Source organism: Legionella stuttgartensis (assembly GCF_977063405.2).
On sequence record NZ_CDRUHA020000111.1, the window covers coordinates 42120 to 58611 of the forward strand.

Consider the following 16492-nt stretch of genomic DNA (forward strand, 5'->3'; position numbering starts at 1 on the left):
GGTGAAGCGTAGCGAAACCCAGGAATGCAGTATAATCGATCTCGCGCTCTACAACGTGCCCCCAGAATCCAAAGTATATTAATTTTCAATATAAATCTTGATATTAGCGCCTAGAAAAGCGATTATTTTATCTTTTTATAATCACAGTAGGAGCGCGTGTGGAACACGAAACCATGGAATTTGATGTAATCATCGTCGGTGCAGGACCGGCGGGGTTATCTGCCGCGATTAAATTGAAGCAGCTGGCTTTGGCTGCAAAAAAAGAATTATCTGTCTGTATATTAGAAAAAGGAGCTCAAGTTGGGGCTCATATTCTTTCCGGAGCAGTTCTAGAACCACGAAGCCTTAAAGAATTACTTCCTGATACCTGGCAAGATGCGCCTCTTGATACTGCAGTAACCGAAGATCTGTTTTATTTTCTAACTCAAAAAAGTTTCTATAAACTTCCTACCCCTAAACCCATGCATAATGAAGGCAATTATATTATTAGCCTCGGCGAACTTTGCATGTTTCTTGCCCAACAAGCAGAGTCTCTGGGTTGCGAAATTTATCCTGGTTTTGCTGCAGTCCATGCACTTTATAATGATCAAAATCAAGTGATGGGGGTTGCAACTGGAAATGTAGGCCTCGATAAAAATAAAGAGAAAACGAATAACTATCAACCAGGAATGCATTTACTTGCCAAGCAGACTTTGCTTGCTGAAGGATGCCGTGGACAACTTAGCCAAAGCCTAATGACACGTTACCACCTTAGGGATAAAGCAAATCCGCAGACCTATGGCTTGGGAATAAAGGAAATATGGCAGATCAAAGCAGAACACCATAAACCCGGCCAAGTGATTCATACCGTGGGATGGCCAATGGATTTTTCAACCTACGGTGGTTCATTTATTTATCACTTATCAAAACAACGTGTTGCTCTCGGCTTTGTCGTTGGTTTGGATTATAAAAATCCCTGGCTAAATCCTTTTGCAGAGCTTCAACGCTTCAAAACACATCCCTTAGTTCAACCTATTTTAACTGGAGGAGAACGAATCAGTTATGGTGCACGAGCGCTTAATGAAGGTGGGTGGCAATCTTTACCCAAACTTACCTTTCCAGGAGGGGCATTAATTGGTGATGCTGCGGGATTCCTTAATGTCCCTAAAATCAAAGGAATACATACAGCAATGCAATCAGGAATGCTTGCAGCAGAAGCATGCTTTGAAGTTCTACAACAAGAAACCGAAGAACGATTTGAATTAACAAGTTATTCAGAAAAGGTCAAAAATTCCTGGCTAGAAAAAGAACTCTATTCCGTACGCAATATAAGACCAGGATTTAAATACGGGTTAATTCCAGGTTTGATCAACGCGGCTTTTGAAACATACATTACGCGTGGGCATTCCCCATGGACACTGACGAATCATGCAGATCATACTGCTTTACTTCCAGCAAATGAAGCAAAGAAAATAGATTATCCTAAACCTGACGGTGTGCTTACTTTTGATAGGCTGTCCTCTGTTTTCTTATCTAATACCTATCATGAAGAAAATCAACCTTGCCATCTCGTACTGAAAAAACCTCAATTAGCTATAGATATTAATTTAAAAACTTACGCATTTCCGGAGGGTCGATATTGTCCTGCAGGGGTATATGAAATTATCGAAGAAGAACAGGGGCCAAAATTGCAAATTAATGCTCAAAACTGCATTCATTGTAAAACTTGTGATATCAAAGATCCTCGACAAAATATTGTTTGGCATGCCCCAGAAGGTGGTGGTGGGCCAAACTACTCCGGAATGTAACCACTGAGGCAGGTTGAGCGTACAACTTCAACCCGCCTTAATTCATTTATTGTACACTTTTTCAAAAAAATGCCATTTTTTTAGTGTTTTTTTCGTCATTCTCAATCATAATCCGCCCCGAAAAATTAATAGTAAAAGCCTCCGGCTGTTTTTTACAGTAAATCATTTAAAGGTGTACCCAATGTCTAAACTAACCAAAATACATAAAAAGATACTTGCCAATTTTAACAATTTTGTAGCCGACACAAATCAATTCCAGTTATTAGCTAAAAATATTGAACTATTCGAAAAAATACCCACGCGCTATTTAGACAGACTTCATAGAAATATAACAACCTTTGATTTTGCAAAAAACAATGATGCTCTACTAATTATTGCATACAGCTACATCCACTATGCTTATGAAAATAAGAGCAACTCCAATCTAAAAGACTCCCTTATTATGTTAGACAAGGCCAATGATTGTTTTCAGAAAATTAGTGATTCCTATACATTACTACCCCCTTTTCAATTAACTCAAATACACACAGAGCACCTACTGAAAGCTAACTTTCAACTACATAAAATAAAATTGCTCAAAGCCGAAATGCGGCTCTTTTTTATTGAAAAAGAAGGAGTACAGGATATACCCAACGCTGATTTAATGAGAAAAGAATTAACAAACATTATTGCCGAATACTCTAAGTTTAAGAGGATTTTAGATGGCAAATATAAGGATAGGATTCATAGATCTCAACTTTCAATAAACCGCCAACTTCTGGAATCCATTGAAACAGGTCTTGCCCAAGCAAATGATTTATTAGAGAAGCTACCACGACAAGCAACAGCAAAACGTCAATTTTCGGAAACTGCTTCAGAAAATAATCCACCAAAACAAAAAAATGTACAAAGAACGCCCAAAAGAAAGAAAACTCAACATGGAGTAGCGAACCAGAATGATTCAAGCTCCATAGCTCCAACCCCAGTAGAACAAATAGATACAAATAGCGAACACTTCCAACCTGAATGGGATGGTTTGGCAGCATTAATTGCCGCAGCATCTTCGGCAGTTCCCATGGAAGCCCCTGAAGGGAAAGGAAAAGAAAAAGAAGAGGAAGAAGAAATAAGACTCCCTAGCGCCCCCCAACCTTCTATTCCTCAGTGCGTTCAAGACAGTAAAACGTTTCTAAACACGTTTCAAGATTGGTCTAAGCTGTATTTCTCTCGGCATGCTGATTATTCAGAACTGGAACAAACTGAAAAATCTCTAGAGAAAATTGCTCATTCCTTGTTGTTGGCCGCTGTTAGATTAAAAAAAGAAAGCAGTACATTTAAAGATCAACAATTCAATCCTGTAGCCAAGGTCGCGGTTCAGTTTCTTTCATTTATGTGTGGTGTAGGAACCCAATCAAATTTGGAAGCGATAGAAAAACAAAGTTTATTATCAAAAACGTATTCTCCACTTTTGAAACCGTTTATTCGTTCATTCCTTAATGTTCCACCTGAAAAATACATTGGCCATCTCAGAATTCAGTTTACTCCTGAAGCGTCTTCTAATATTTCATTTCGTGGTTTAGGAATTCAAGAAATGGTCGAACAATTATTTAAATTGTTTGAAACAGTATTAACTCCAGAAGATTATCAAAAAGTAACAGAATGTTGTCTTAATGGTTTAATACAAGCACAAGAACGATTAGTTGAACAAAATGCGGCTGAATTTCATTCTAGAATAGCGATGTAAACTATTCCTGGAGCGGGTGAGCGAAGTTAAATCTGCATATCAGGAAATTACTTCGTTTCACCCATAATCACACTTAGCATTTTGTATCATGGAGGATACCGACATTGTAGAATTTACAGTTTACGTGAACATTTTTTGTATAAACCACATTGACATGATCAATTGTTTTACATTAAGATATAAAGTTAGGTTAAAAGACCCATAAAAATTAGGTTTAGAGCATCATGAAAATTACATCTTAATCCGCCCATTCATGGGCAAAGTGAACAAAAGTCTTTTTAGATTTTTTATTTTACTGCCTAAAGGCACACTTAAGAGTAAATCATGAACTATAAACCAACTCAATTTCGATGTTTAAGTCTTATCCATTCTCATAAATCCTATTTTGAACCATTTATTTATAACCTACGTTCCAGCAATTTGCTTGGACTAATTAGGCGTAATAAAGCAGACATACCGATACAACGAAACGTTCGTTGTGACCTTTGGCATGCTGAGGGAGTTAACAAAGATGAGTAACGCCTATTTACCCAACCGCTTAGGCTCTTTTATAGGACATTTTTTAAAACCCTATCGTAAGATTGTTATTTTATTTATATTCATTGCAGTATTAGCTGGATTTTGGGGACCATTTAATAGCCTATTAATTAAATCATTCATTAATACGTTAGCATCTGAGAAAGGCGCTGATACATCCTGTCTTAATTGGATAGCGGGATTGTTGGTATTGAACTTTATAGTTTTTGATAATATCACCTGGAGAACTATCGGGTATCTAAATTATAAATTTGAACCAGTTATTAAAAATCAAATTATTAGTCAAACTTTTGATTATGTTTTAGGTTCTTCTTATCAATTTTTTCAAGATAATCTATCAGGGCGTATTACGGATCAAATTACAACTCTTGCAGATAATCTTGAAATTATTCTTCATAGAGTCTCTGTGGATTTCATTCGCGGAGCTTCATTACTGATTGTTTCATTTATTACTGCTTATTATGTCAATGTCCTGTTTTTTTACATTTTATTACTTTGGTTTATTGCCTTTGCTTCTTTTAGCATTTGGATGTCCTCTCGATTAGTGCACTTGTCTGATGAGCATGCAAGCAATGAATCTCAACTTTCTGGTCAACTCGTCGACGCCTTAAGTAATCAATCCAATATCCGCATCTTTTCTCAAAAAGCTTATGAAATGGACCGAATGAGCTCCTTTTTTCGGTTAGTCCAACAAGCCTATCAGAAAAAAGAGCTTTTCATTATGTTGTTGAGCAGTGTACAAGGCGCAATGATTGCAGTGATGATGGGAATGGCAGGATTTACCTTAATCCATTTGTACAGCAAAAAGCTTATTAGCATTGGTGATTTTGCTTTAATTTTAGGACTTTCAATGGAATTGGGTCATATGATGTGGTACACGATGTTCCAAGTGGATCAGTACAACCAAGCTCTTGGGAAATGTAAGCAAAGCTTGAAATCGTTGATGATACCCCATGACATCGAGGATAAAAACGAAGCCTCAGAATTAATTGTTACTCACGGTAAAATTCAGTTCTCAAAGGTTAAATTTAATTATCGAGGGACGTATTCGCTTTTTCAAAATAAGTCAGTGACGATTGAGGCCGGTCAGAAAATTGGATTAGTCGGATATTCTGGTAGTGGCAAATCAACCTTTATGAACCTTATCTTAAGACTCTACGATGTTGTAGATGGCCAAATTCTTATTGATGGTCAAAATATCAGTGAGGTCACCCAAAAAAGTCTTAGACTCGCTATTGCTATGATTCCACAAGACCCAACGCTTTTTCATCGAAGCTTGATGGATAACATACGCTATGGAAAGATTGATGCGACCGATAAGGAAGTTATTGATGCCTCTCAAAAAGCTCATGCACATGAATTCATTGGTCAATTACCAGAAGGCTATGGTGCCTTAGTAGGAGAGCGTGGAATTAAGCTTTCAGGAGGTCAGCGCCAGCGCATTGCAATTGCCCGCGCCATATTAAAAAACGCCCCCATTTTAATGCTTGATGAGGCCACCTCTCAGCTTGACTCTGTTACCGAAACGAATATCCAAGACAGTTTATGGCAATTGATGCAAGGAAAAACAACTCTGGTTATTGCCCATCGCTTATCTACCCTTCTCCACATGGATCGAATTTTAGTATTTGATAAAGGACATATTGTTGAAGATGGTACTCACCGCGAACTGCTCAAGAATGGTGGTTTGTATAAAACCTTATGGGATGCTCAGATCGGTGGATTTTTGCCAGATAAACAGGAGGAAGAGTCTGGTATTTAATGAATCATCAAATGTCCATGAATAACTTATGTATCTTCAGCAGGGAGCAACTGTCTGAGTTGCTCCTAGCTAAAGTAATATCCCAATCAATATAAGAGAATAATCGCTAATTAATGGGGGTTAAGGCCGAAAACTCGAGATTCTAACTTTTCCTGATTTTCATCAAGCTCTAAGGTATTCGCTTCTAACATCTTTTCAGCTAGCCTTTTGGCTAATTTTGGCAAATCCTTTGGAACCTCCTTGAATGTCCTTTTAAATCCTTTCGTATAAGACGAAATTTCATTTTTTATCACTGAAAGTAGTTCACTGTCCTTGCAAATAAAAAAGTCTAACTCAGAAGGAGTACACGCAGGTTTAGAGTTCTTTTGCTTTAAGATCCAACTTATTTGACTTACGAGAAGCCTACAAAATTCATCATGCTCTGGTAATAAGGAGTTGAAGCTAATAAATCCAGGAGGAGTAAACTTACTTTTAATAGCAGAATCAAAAGTAGCCTCCTTGATTCGTAACTCCTCTAGATAATCATATATCTGAACTATTGAGTGTCCTAATTTCTCTAAGGTTTCAACGTATTCTGGCCCATGATAAACGTTTACATAATGCGCCAAAAACGGCAAAACTATTGCTAGTGGCTCATTAAATTTTTCTGTTTGCAAGAAGTCCAAACCAGCTGTTTGTATTTCAGCTCTTAATTCATACTCTTTCTTTTGTATTCTCTTCATTGTCATTAAGTTACTATTTATCTCTTTAGGAAAAAAATGACGTTTGTCTTTATACGAGAGCCCTTTAACGAAGGGGTAATCATCAAATTGTGTGAGTCCCATCACTGCATCGATACGTTCCCTTAAGAAATCACAGAGTTTATCGACTTGTCCAGCGTCATCACTTGTCTCTATTAAATACACCGTTAATGCTTTATCAAGTATTTGGCAAAGCTCTCTTATTCGTTTAACCTGTTCTCCTTGCGCATGTTGAAGCAGTTTTTGAGCTTCTTCAGTGTGAACAGACTTTAAGCTGGCTGCTGTATGCCATGGGGACTTAGTCAGCGATTCAATATAGGTATTGTAATGCTGCGCTAAAACGGTACATGCAAGCGTTCGACGATATAACTCTGGATGTGTTTCTTCAGAAATTAAATTATCCAGGCAAAGCACACCAAACATTGTTCGATGACTTTCAACTCTTTTTAATATTGGCGCTTCTACTTCTTTAGACTCTACAACTTTAGCCGTTTTTTTCTTAATTTTTAAAGTGTCATTACTAAGGGCTAAAGGTATCCCTGCTGGTGCATTATAAGGAGTGGCGGGTGGAGCTGCTCGCGGAGATGCTGGAGGAACTGCAGGAGTAATTGGTAGCGTTGGAAAGGAAGTGGATTTTCCACTTCGAAAAAATTTTAATGCCTGGGTAATTGAGCCTTTACCCGAGGGCGTTTCTGAATGCCCATTCTTCTCATGGCTTGATTTGTCAGTAATAGGAGGATCACCTACCTTTATTTCTCCCTGAGAATCAGGAACATTAATCTCTCGAGGCGATGTAGGTCCTGAATTGCTTTTAGGGAGCTTTGACGGTTCGAATTTGCGCGGAGAAGACGGTAGCGATTTGTTTTTTTTCATAATACTCTTCCTTAAATTATAAAAACAGGGAAATTCTAGTTTAGAATACCCCATAAGATCAAATAAAAATCAAAATGTGATATTTATTGAATAAAAGAATTAAAAAAGGCAAATATTGTCTTTTAGGACAAACTGTAAGTTTTTAAACTTAATGTATGAAGTAACTTATTGCATTTAAGCGCTCACTTTACTCCAATGGCACCAGGTTAAGCTTATTCTCCTAGAGCCTATGTTCCGCGAATTGTTCGCAAGACGTAGACATAGAGTAAATATAAAAATTCTCAACTTAGTGCCATTACACTTGACTCAGATATTTTTAGGGTGATAAACGTTGGAAATTCCATTTATTAGTCTTTAAAGCATATTCCCAAACATCGGACAGTTCATCTTGTCGGTAGGCATAGAATATCATGCGTTCCGGTTGGATACGGAAGCCGCAATATTCAGGACTGAGAGGTATTGGTTTATTCAAAAATGACTCCTCTATCTTCTGACGCTTTTGTTCGAGAATATCTTTACTCTCAATTAATTGCATTGAAGTAGGAGCATAACTTAAAAAGCGAATTTGTGCCCATTGTGGATAGCTGTCCCAATAATGTTTATTCTCACCCTGATTTAGAAGTAGAGTTTTACCTTCAATAATCACTTCTCGTTGTAACAGCTCCAACCAGAAAACAAGACTTACCTGAGGATTGTTTTTTAGTTCATTTACTTTGCGAGTACTTTTTTGCGTAAAAAATAAAATTCCGTCATCTGAAATTTCACGAATAGCAACGACTCGACTATGTGGTACACCATCTAATGAAATAGATGATAAAACTGCGTGACATGGGTTAGGAGCACCAGCCTCCCGTTCACTCGCTAGCCAAAAATTCAACTCAATAAGAGGATTTGATTGCATTACACTTCCTTGGGCTTAAAAACTTAGTCGAAAAACTATCTCGGACTATAGTTCTCAGTCTTCGACTCTTCATGGCCTGCAGTTTTCGAATGTTCTATCTCTTCTGTCCAATAAGTTTGTTTATGACCTCGAGCCTCTAATTCACTTTCCATCTGCTTGGCCTTTTCAAAAGGAATGTTTTCTGCAACAAAAAAAGTATTGCCATGAGTGTCCATACGTTTAACATTGGCCATTTTGAAAAGATTAGCCCCCTCTTTAATTTTAGGGATTGAACTAAAAAAACGGATCATAACAATTCCTCACTATATTGACGAGATTTTATGGCTCATACTTCGTTAGCGTTCACAGCAATCAGGGCAGCAAGAGGCTAAATACTTAAGTTATCCAAGAATGTAAGCCTACGAGCAGCATGTTATCTTATTATTTGCGACATCCGAGGGTATCTGATGACGACTCCTTGAAAAGTCTATTTAAATAATCTGAATATAGATTTTCATGCTTAGGTGATGACTTTATCGCATTTTCTAAAAGTGCCTTCACCTCGCTTGCTAAAATGTTATCTTGGAATCGAATATCCCCATGCTCATTTGTTGCAACAGGAACAATATTGAGCTTACCCTGAGATAAATCACCTTTTGGCCAACAAACTTCTACACCTGAAAACTGATGATGTACGACCTTAGGGAGATGTTTTGTATAAAAAATCAAACTAGGCTTATTTAAATCACCACGCTCCAATAGATCTAAAACACGTGAGAAATCACCTTCTACTCCATTTTGTAAATCAGGAAAGTAACCTAATACTTCCGCACTCCCCGTGTCATTTTTGAGATCGATACACGTATCTTTAAGGATTTCTTTGAACATATTACTTCGCACAGTATGTAAAAAAGGACCAAACAATTCGCCGTGTTCTGGATGGTTTACCGAAACCTTTTGTGCAAGCTCCACCAAGGTTGGTTCAGACTCAGTATGATTAAAGCGTTGGAAAAATCCTAGCCACTGTGAGGACGCATTGGTGTTCTTTGATAACATATTGGTAGGATGAGAAGCAACGATTTTCCTGAAGGCTTTATACATAAACAATCCTTAGTAAAATTTTTAACCTCTCTGATATTAACATGAGCGAATAACAATAGTCTATTTTTGGATTAATTGGTATGCTTCAAAAAAGGAACATCTATTGATGTCAAATAAAAAACAGCTTGTCATGCAATTTCATCAAGACAATGCTCATAAATTATCATTGTTTTCAATGGCAAAGTATTAATGGCTTTTTGCAAATCAGCTTTCAACGCGTTGATTAAGAATAAATCTCTAATTTGAACATTTCCGTATTCATTTGTGAGCGCAATAACAATGTTGAGTTTATTATTCTGCAATTCTTCCTGTGGCCAAAAAACCTCTACACCAGAAAACTGATGATGGAAAATCTGCGGTAATTGGGAAGTATAAAAAATGAGTTGAGGCGCACTAAAGTCCGCTCGCTCCAGAAGATCCAAAACAACGGATACATCTCCATTATCCATTTCTAAAAGATTGGGATAATATCCTAAAATTACCGAGCTTTCTTTATCCTCCAATTCAATACTGTTATTTTGTAGAATTCTTATATAAGAATTCTCCGCAGAATACAGAAATGGACCATAAAGCTTACCATCATTTGGATGAACAACCATCGGCGTTAGAGCGTGTTTAAATAGCTCTCTCGTGATGTCTTGTTTATATTTAGGATGGATAAAAAAACTGTCCTTTTTTGACATATCCCATTCCTTAATTAAATGCGATTATTTGTAGTATAGGCTATATTGATGGCGTGTATATATTTCAATCAATCAGATTGCAGATTAATCTAAATATAGGAATAGGTAGTTTAATATAATGTATCATGCGTATAGCATGTTTTAGATGTAAAAATTCATTACAGCCATTATCCAAATTCAATTCCAATATTCTCAAGACCTCTCTTGCCATCTCATAAGGGGGATGCACCGATATCAAACATATTGCACCTACATAATCTATACTGATCATAGGAAAACCAATCAAGGCAGTTAAGATGAGTTTCTCAAAAATACAGAATCTACAGAATATATTAAAAAATTCTAAGACTGTAGCTACTAAAATGACCGGCGAATACTCCGCTGAGCTCATGAATCAATCAGGCCAGAACTTAAATCAATTATCTTGGGTAATACGCCATCCTACTAATGCATTGCACATAGAGGTCAATAAAGAGGATAAGCTCGTAGTGCCAGAGCAAATTGATCTACAAAAAGTGCTACCGATATTAGTACATTGCAGTTCCGAAGATACCCAAAAACATTTAAAAAAAGAATTAAAAGGCGCGACACTTGCTAATTACTTTCGCTCTAAAGGAGCTGTTGATTCTCCCGGTATGTTGATAGATAAAGTAGTTCAGGAATCTTTAAAAAGACCAGATATTAATGTGGGTTCATTTACGCATTCAACCACTGAGAAAGGATTGCGAGCGATTGTGCTAGACGGCCATTTAAGAGAGCCGGATTACATGCAAGGAGGAATGGCAAGCCAGCCAGGCATTTGCATGAGTACGGATATTCGTTCCCGTAGCATTTCAAAAGCCATTGAAAGCAAACTACATCAACCTATGCTTTTTTACAGTGCTGATAATAGTAAAGTTTCCATTGGAAGAAGCGCATATGCGCTTAGCGATGGAACTACCGTCAAAGCAAATAATGTTTTACCCATTCAAATTAGTGCCACTTATATACCAACAGAAGGATTCGAGATCATTGATTCTAAAAATTTTGCCGAAAACCAAGTGGGAGGTCTTATTTTAAACCCACTTGCAGATAGAGCCTGTCTCTTTCAATTCATTTCGATCATGACGACATTAACAGGAGATAGACTGTATGATAGTGACAATAATGTTTATAACCTGGAGGATATTACCAGGCTCCCTTTGAAAACTGTAGCTGATATTGCAGAGCGTACTCTAATGGACCATGCACAAATGTTCGACAGTGAAAATAACTCAATAATGGTTACTATTTTAAGGAGAGCTTTTCATGAATATAAAGAGGAAGCTGAGTTAAAAACAAAAGCGCTCGAGACGTGTATTCTAAAATGTAATACCGACCCACAACTGGAAAAAGGGTTTAGGGCTGTTCCAGGTTTAGTAGAAGTTGCACTAGCCACTGTAAAACTAAATCAAACTGGCCCTGAGTCTATAAAAGAGAACCCAATAACCCCTTGATAAAAAATCGGTAAGCGTTATTGAGCCACTGCTTCCTTGGTTTTCGATCTGTAGGTTAATTCTAACTATTTTTCATCAAAGAAAAATATCCATGCTTTTCTTTTGACCTAAAAAGCGCTTAATCAATTGTATCTGAAACTCAGTTGGAAACATGCCATCAATTATGAAATCGGCGTTTTTTTTCAACTGTTCATCAAAAAATAAAGGCCTCGCTTTATCTAAATAAAACTCCAACTCAGCCATAAGCTCCATTTTCTCTTTTTTTTCTTCTTTAAAGTCTCGTAGCACTCTTCTGCATAAGGAAACATCTAACGGAACTTCAATATGAATACATACATCAATATATTGCCCTGTCTGTTGATGTAATCGCCCCAAAGGAGCGTCAAAAATAATGAACTCCCTAGGTTTTAGCCTATCCTGGGTTATCGGATGTACCATTGAATGCCCTGCCTTAAGTCCTTGCAATACAGTAGCAAGTTCCCTGTAATTCCACTCTTGGTAATCTTGTCCACCTTGATACCACTCTACATAATCTTGAGGGGCAATGGAAATTTCATCAAACTCATCCCAATTAATTTGTAGCGCACGTAAGCTTTTCGCAAGCATCGTAGAAAGCGTTGATTTTCCAGCACCTGATACACCACTAATGCCAAGTACCGTTGCCATAAAATACCTCATCTCATTACTATTAAAAAAAAAATGTTTATTATATTCTACGCTCTAGTTTGATTTGACATATAGGGACGTAAAAATTTAACTACTCTATAGGAGGGTAAATATGGTTAATTCGTTCCATTTACAAGGTGTAGAAGCCCTTAATAACGCTAAATACATTCAAGCTAAAAATTTATTTCTTAAAGCAATAAAACTAAATCCTGAAGCTGCCGAAACCTACTTTTTTTTAGGAAAAACCTGCTTTTTAGCCGATGAAATACAGGAGGCTATTTCTTATTTGCAACAGTTTATTAAGTTAACTCAGGAGACAAAAGAACAAGAAAATCAATCGAATGCCTTTGATCTGTTAGGACAATGTTATGCCGCCGACAATAAGGATGAGATAGCCATCACGTGTTACTTAAATGCTATAGAGTGTGATCCTTCTTGCGTGTCCGTACGACACAATCTAGGTTTGCTTTATATGAAGCTCGCTCAAGGATATCTGAATATCAATTTACAAAATTGTCTTACTTTATTGCGGCATGCTCAAATTGCACTCAAGTCAGCACTGGAACTATGTAATGACAATCCCATGTTTTTGCATTCTATTGCCAGCTGGTATGAACAATATATTGAACTACTGAAGAAATTATCTGAAGACAACAGCCTTGAAGAAATGATAAGCAAACAGTTTAATCACGCTATTCACTATTACCTTGAGGCTATAGCTCACTGTCATCAAAATGACAAATTACTTCACAATGGAATTATAGAAAATCTTACGGAATGTTATGCACAATTCGGACATCATCTATACAATACCCAAGCATATACAGAAGCACAGAAACTCTATACCTCAGCTCTTGAACTGGATGAAAATCACTTTACAGCGCTCAATCAACTAGGTATGTGTCTATTCAAACAAGGTGTATATATCGAAGCACGAACTAAGTTTGCAGCATTTTTTGAGCGAACTCAAGACGCGCAGGATAAAGCAGATGCCTTGCTTAATATAGCCTGTTGTTATCGATTAGAAAAAAATTGGGAAAAGGCAGAGCAATCGCTCGATGGAGCAAGAAAATTAGCGCCTCAAGATCCTGAAATCGATAAGGAAAACGAGAATCTAAAACAAGCAAAATCTCAAGCGCTGCTTGTAGTGGCAGAGCAAGCTTTTTTTGATCCTAAATTGAATAACAATTCTGCTTTATCATCCAAAAATACGGATAATTTACAGTACAATTAATCAGACAATTCTAACTTAGGTGCCTCTTTTCCTGGGTTTCGCTGCGCAGCCCCCAGGTTACAATAACGGAAGATGTGATCCCGAACGCAGAGAGGGATCTCCAGAAGATTAGTATAAGTAAAAAATCAGGAGATCCTTCGTCGTAACTCCTCAGGATGACGCGGTCGTGCATGCCTCTACATTTATCCGTTCTTTTGGGCAAGCCATACAGTCGCGTCGCCACAATCTGGATCGCTAATCTTATGCACCAATATCCGTAAATTGTTCGTATGTAAAATCGTTTCATACTCTTTAGTATCCAGTGAAGCATGAAATAAATCATGGCCCCCATTGTCACCCCAAACTTCCCCTGCTTCAGGTCCTGAAGTAAAAAGTAATAGGCCTTTTGGTTTAACTAAGCCAGAAAATAAATTTAACGCATTTCGTTGATCGGCTTGTGGTAAATGAAAAAAACTATGCCATGCAATGACAACATCAAACGGCTCAGTAAACTTCATCGTCCTCATATCCTCCAAGATCCATTGAGCCGTGGGAAAGTTATGTTTACAACGCTCTATCATTTTTTTGCTGGCATCAACACCAGTTAAGTCGTAACCGGATTCAATCAAAAATTTCGCAATAGGTTCTCCTGTGCCACAACCAATATCCAGCACACGTCCACCATGAGGAAAATATTTTTTTACTTGTTGCAAATAAAACTGCTCCATAAGGAGCTCTTTATTACGATGCGCATCATACCAATCAATTATTTCATCATAAGCTTCATAAACTTTATTTTTATTTGATTTTTTTATCATTGCATTCATCTTAATTTAAAATTGAAATAGTGGTGAAAATGCCATATGCCTTAGCTCATTGAGCCACTGTTCCCTTGGTTTTCCACCTGGTGCCGTAGGTTCATTCCAATTATTTTTACACCAAAGATAAATATCCAGGCTCTTCATTTGGCTAAAATCATTTATCGCATGTAATAACTGCTCATCAATAGATAAAATACTCTTATATCCTTCTATCATCCAGGCAAATTTCGCAGCCCACTTAGAATAGGGATTACCGCATAAATCTAAAAAAGGCTTAGCAATATCAGCCATAAACCAATGATAAACTGGCTCATCAAAGTCAATAAAATGAATGTTTTTGCCGTCAAACAACACATTTCCTGGACGATGATCGCCGTGTGTCAAACCGAAATTAACATTATTTATTTTAAAAGTTCTGAAGTGCTCGTCAATAGTGTGGAATAAATCCTGGATAGCGGAGTCTTCATAAGCAAGGTAACCAGCCGTTTCCTCCCATAAGTCCTTCCAACTTCTAAAATGATGGTCATCCGCCTGATAAGTTCCTGCAGCGCGATGCAAACGAGCCAATGCTTGCCCCCAGTGAACGTATGCATTTTTATCCTGATATTCGAAATGCATGATTGTTCCCGGAACTTCCGAACAAACTTGAGTTAAAAAATGAAGCTCCTCTTGCACAACAGTTTCAATATAATATCCATTTTTCGATATAAGTACTTCACAAACTGGAGCATCATTTTGAAACAAGTGTTGTTGAAAATCGATGGCAGCTAGTAATTCTTTTTCAGGACGAATATTTTCATGAGTTATGCGTAAATAGAATCCTTTACCCTCAGACTCAAAACGATACACACAATTGATTTGGTTATTTACCAACTGCAAATTACCTGGATTTTCTACCCATTGCGATGCAGCTTTAAAAGCTGTTTTATTGCTGATTTTTTTTAAGGTATTTTCCCAAACCATAACGTTAACCTAATAAGTTGTTTACCCTGGGACTAGACTTAATCGAAAACACTCTTCAATTCGTCCCCTATCGTGAAACTCAATGATTGCATCCAATATTTGTTCAACATCGCCTTTTTCAGCCCAAAAACTCTGAAAAGCCAAAGGATGTTTCGCTCTAACATTCTTTTTAGAAATTTCTTGAGGATTTTCTATTGCTTTGGATAGTGTATTTAATAATGTAATCTTATCTTTTATTTTTTCATTTCCTGGACCAATTTGATCCTCCAGTAATTTCAATTTGTTCTGAATCAGCCCTACAAGATAAGGCTTAGCTTCTCCTCTATCCATTCTTCGAATTACTGCACTGTAATCACAACATGTAAACATTCTGTGATGTTTAGGTTCTACTTCCTTATTTTGCGGGTTAAAAATTGCCTCCTTATTCACAATTGCATCCTGCGTTACATCAGGCTTGCTCAAATGAAGCCAACCTTTGATAAGTTGTTTTACAGAATAGGGAGCCATACGCCACAATAAATCTACACCAGTAAATAAGACTGCTGTAATTGAAAACACTGTGCCGACAACTGGAGCTATAGGAAAAAGTAAAGCAAAAACCACCGCACCTAAAGCTGAGGATAAAAAAGCCATGGCAAACGCGTTACTTAAAGCGGCCTGCTTATAATGCATCCGTTGAATACTGTCTTTTGGAGATTCAAAGGCTCTATATAAGTTGAGTCCAAACATCATGAGCTGATGAGTTAATGCCACTAGTAAACTACTAAAGAAAAACCAAGGGCCTGCAGCAAAGCTAAAATCAAGAATCTTCGAAATTGCAGCACCATAAAGTGATACACTGGCTAAAACAGCACAAACCGCAGAAGTAGCAAAAAGTGACCACTTATCCACATTGCGATTGCTGGCTTTTGTAAGTTGATATCCATTAATTAAGGCATTTACAGTTAATAAGAAGCCAATAAAAGGCAAAATGATATAGAACAAAGGAGATACGCTAAATGCCGCTGAAAGTCTTGCGTCAGCCATCGTAGCAAATAAAGCGATTTCCTGAGTTTCTCTAATGTATGTAATCGCCTTCTGGAAGTGAGTAACAAACATAAAGCCACCTGATAAATTATTATTATTCCTTTTTGCTTGGGCTCAATACCCAATAAGAACGCTTAAAGCATAACCTGACTACTGAGAGCCATAATGAAGTTTATGATAATCTCACAAAACTCTAGATTATGGCCGCATCAATAGTCAGGCTATGTTTCTGCTGTGTAGCTGTT

15 protein-coding genes are annotated in these 16492 nt (G+C 37.3%); 6 read left to right on the forward strand and 9 right to left on the reverse strand.

The annotated features are described in order from the left end of the window. Positions 1 to 158 precede the first annotated feature (158 nt). From ACWTEW_RS37705 to ACWTEW_RS37720, 4 genes are all read left to right on the forward strand, one after another. Positions 159 to 1787, forward strand: coding sequence for an electron transfer flavoprotein-ubiquinone oxidoreductase (locus ACWTEW_RS37705; RefSeq protein WP_454783108.1), 1629 nt, complete (start codon positions 159 to 161; stop codon positions 1785 to 1787). Positions 1788 to 1968: 181 nt separating this feature from the next. Then, positions 1969 to 3507 carry a hypothetical protein gene (locus ACWTEW_RS37710; RefSeq protein ID WP_454783109.1) on the forward strand — a complete coding sequence of 513 codons (1539 nt, stop codon included), beginning with the start codon at positions 1969 to 1971 and terminating at the stop codon, positions 3505 to 3507. 324 nt (positions 3508 to 3831) lie between these two features. Further along, a complete protein-coding gene (locus tag ACWTEW_RS37715; RefSeq protein WP_454783110.1) occupies positions 3832 to 4026 on the forward strand; it encodes a hypothetical protein in 195 nt (64 codons plus the stop codon). Continuing rightward, a complete protein-coding gene (locus ACWTEW_RS37720) occupies positions 4019 to 5806 on the forward strand; it encodes an ABC transporter ATP-binding protein (RefSeq protein ID WP_454783111.1) in 1788 nt (595 codons plus the stop codon). Before ACWTEW_RS37715 ends, ACWTEW_RS37720 begins: the two co-directional genes overlap by 8 nt. A gap of 110 nt (positions 5807 to 5916) precedes the next feature. On the opposite strand, the gene ACWTEW_RS37725 is transcribed toward ACWTEW_RS37720, so the two are convergent. The 5 genes from ACWTEW_RS37725 to ACWTEW_RS37745 all read right to left on the reverse strand — a co-directional run bounded on the left by ACWTEW_RS37725 (position 5917) and on the right by ACWTEW_RS37745 (position 10083). Beyond that, positions 5917 to 7419, reverse strand: coding sequence for a hypothetical protein (locus tag ACWTEW_RS37725; protein WP_454783112.1), 1503 nt, complete (start codon positions 7417 to 7419; stop codon positions 5917 to 5919). 316 nt (positions 7420 to 7735) lie between these two features. Beyond that, positions 7736 to 8320 (reverse strand): pyridoxine/pyridoxamine 5'-phosphate oxidase, encoded by a 585-nt coding sequence (locus ACWTEW_RS37730; RefSeq protein WP_454783113.1) that lies wholly within the window; start codon positions 8318 to 8320, stop codon positions 7736 to 7738. A gap of 35 nt (positions 8321 to 8355) precedes the next feature. After that, on the reverse strand, positions 8356 to 8610 hold the full coding sequence (locus tag ACWTEW_RS37735; RefSeq protein ID WP_454783114.1) for a hypothetical protein: 255 nt from the start codon (positions 8608 to 8610) through the stop codon (positions 8356 to 8358). Positions 8611 to 8740: 130 nt separating this feature from the next. Further along, complete coding sequence (locus ACWTEW_RS37740) at positions 8741 to 9400, reverse strand: hypothetical protein (protein ID WP_454783115.1); 660 nt, start codon at positions 9398 to 9400, stop codon at positions 8741 to 8743. 128 nt (positions 9401 to 9528) lie between these two features. After that, positions 9529 to 10083: a hypothetical protein gene (locus ACWTEW_RS37745; protein WP_454783116.1), complete on the reverse strand. Its 555-nt coding sequence runs from the start codon at positions 10081 to 10083 to the stop codon at positions 9529 to 9531. Between the two features lie 296 nt (positions 10084 to 10379). Here ACWTEW_RS37745 and ACWTEW_RS37750 point away from each other — a divergent pair, with 296 nt between their 5' ends. Further along, the gene (locus ACWTEW_RS37750) at positions 10380 to 11558 is read left to right on the forward strand and encodes a hypothetical protein (protein WP_454783117.1); all 1179 of its coding nucleotides are present in this window, start codon (positions 10380 to 10382) and stop codon (positions 11556 to 11558) included. A 75-nt stretch (positions 11559 to 11633) separates the two neighbouring features. On the opposite strand, the gene ACWTEW_RS37755 is transcribed toward ACWTEW_RS37750, so the two are convergent. Then, complete coding sequence (locus tag ACWTEW_RS37755; RefSeq protein WP_454783118.1) at positions 11634 to 12224, reverse strand: nucleoside/nucleotide kinase family protein; 591 nt, start codon at positions 12222 to 12224, stop codon at positions 11634 to 11636. Positions 12225 to 12336: 112 nt separating this feature from the next. Between ACWTEW_RS37755 and ACWTEW_RS37760 the strand changes: the two genes are divergently transcribed. Continuing rightward, positions 12337 to 13458 carry a tetratricopeptide repeat protein gene (locus ACWTEW_RS37760; RefSeq protein WP_454783119.1) on the forward strand — a complete coding sequence of 374 codons (1122 nt, stop codon included), beginning with the start codon at positions 12337 to 12339 and terminating at the stop codon, positions 13456 to 13458. Positions 13459 to 13640: 182 nt separating this feature from the next. On the opposite strand, the gene ACWTEW_RS37765 is transcribed toward ACWTEW_RS37760, so the two are convergent. Genes ACWTEW_RS37765 through ACWTEW_RS37775 form a run of 3 tightly spaced genes read right to left on the reverse strand, consistent with a single transcriptional unit; the run spans position 13641 to position 16319 of the window. After that, positions 13641 to 14255: a class I SAM-dependent methyltransferase gene (locus tag ACWTEW_RS37765; RefSeq protein ID WP_454783120.1), complete on the reverse strand. Its 615-nt coding sequence runs from the start codon at positions 14253 to 14255 to the stop codon at positions 13641 to 13643. 15 nt (positions 14256 to 14270) lie between these two features. After that, entirely contained in the window at positions 14271 to 15221 is a 951-nt protein-coding gene (locus ACWTEW_RS37770; protein ID WP_454783121.1) for a phosphotransferase enzyme family protein, read from the reverse strand. Positions 15222 to 15242: 21 nt separating this feature from the next. Next, positions 15243 to 16319 carry a hypothetical protein gene (locus tag ACWTEW_RS37775; RefSeq protein ID WP_454783122.1) on the reverse strand — a complete coding sequence of 359 codons (1077 nt, stop codon included), beginning with the start codon at positions 16317 to 16319 and terminating at the stop codon, positions 15243 to 15245. Between the last annotated feature and the right edge of the window lie 173 nt (positions 16320 to 16492).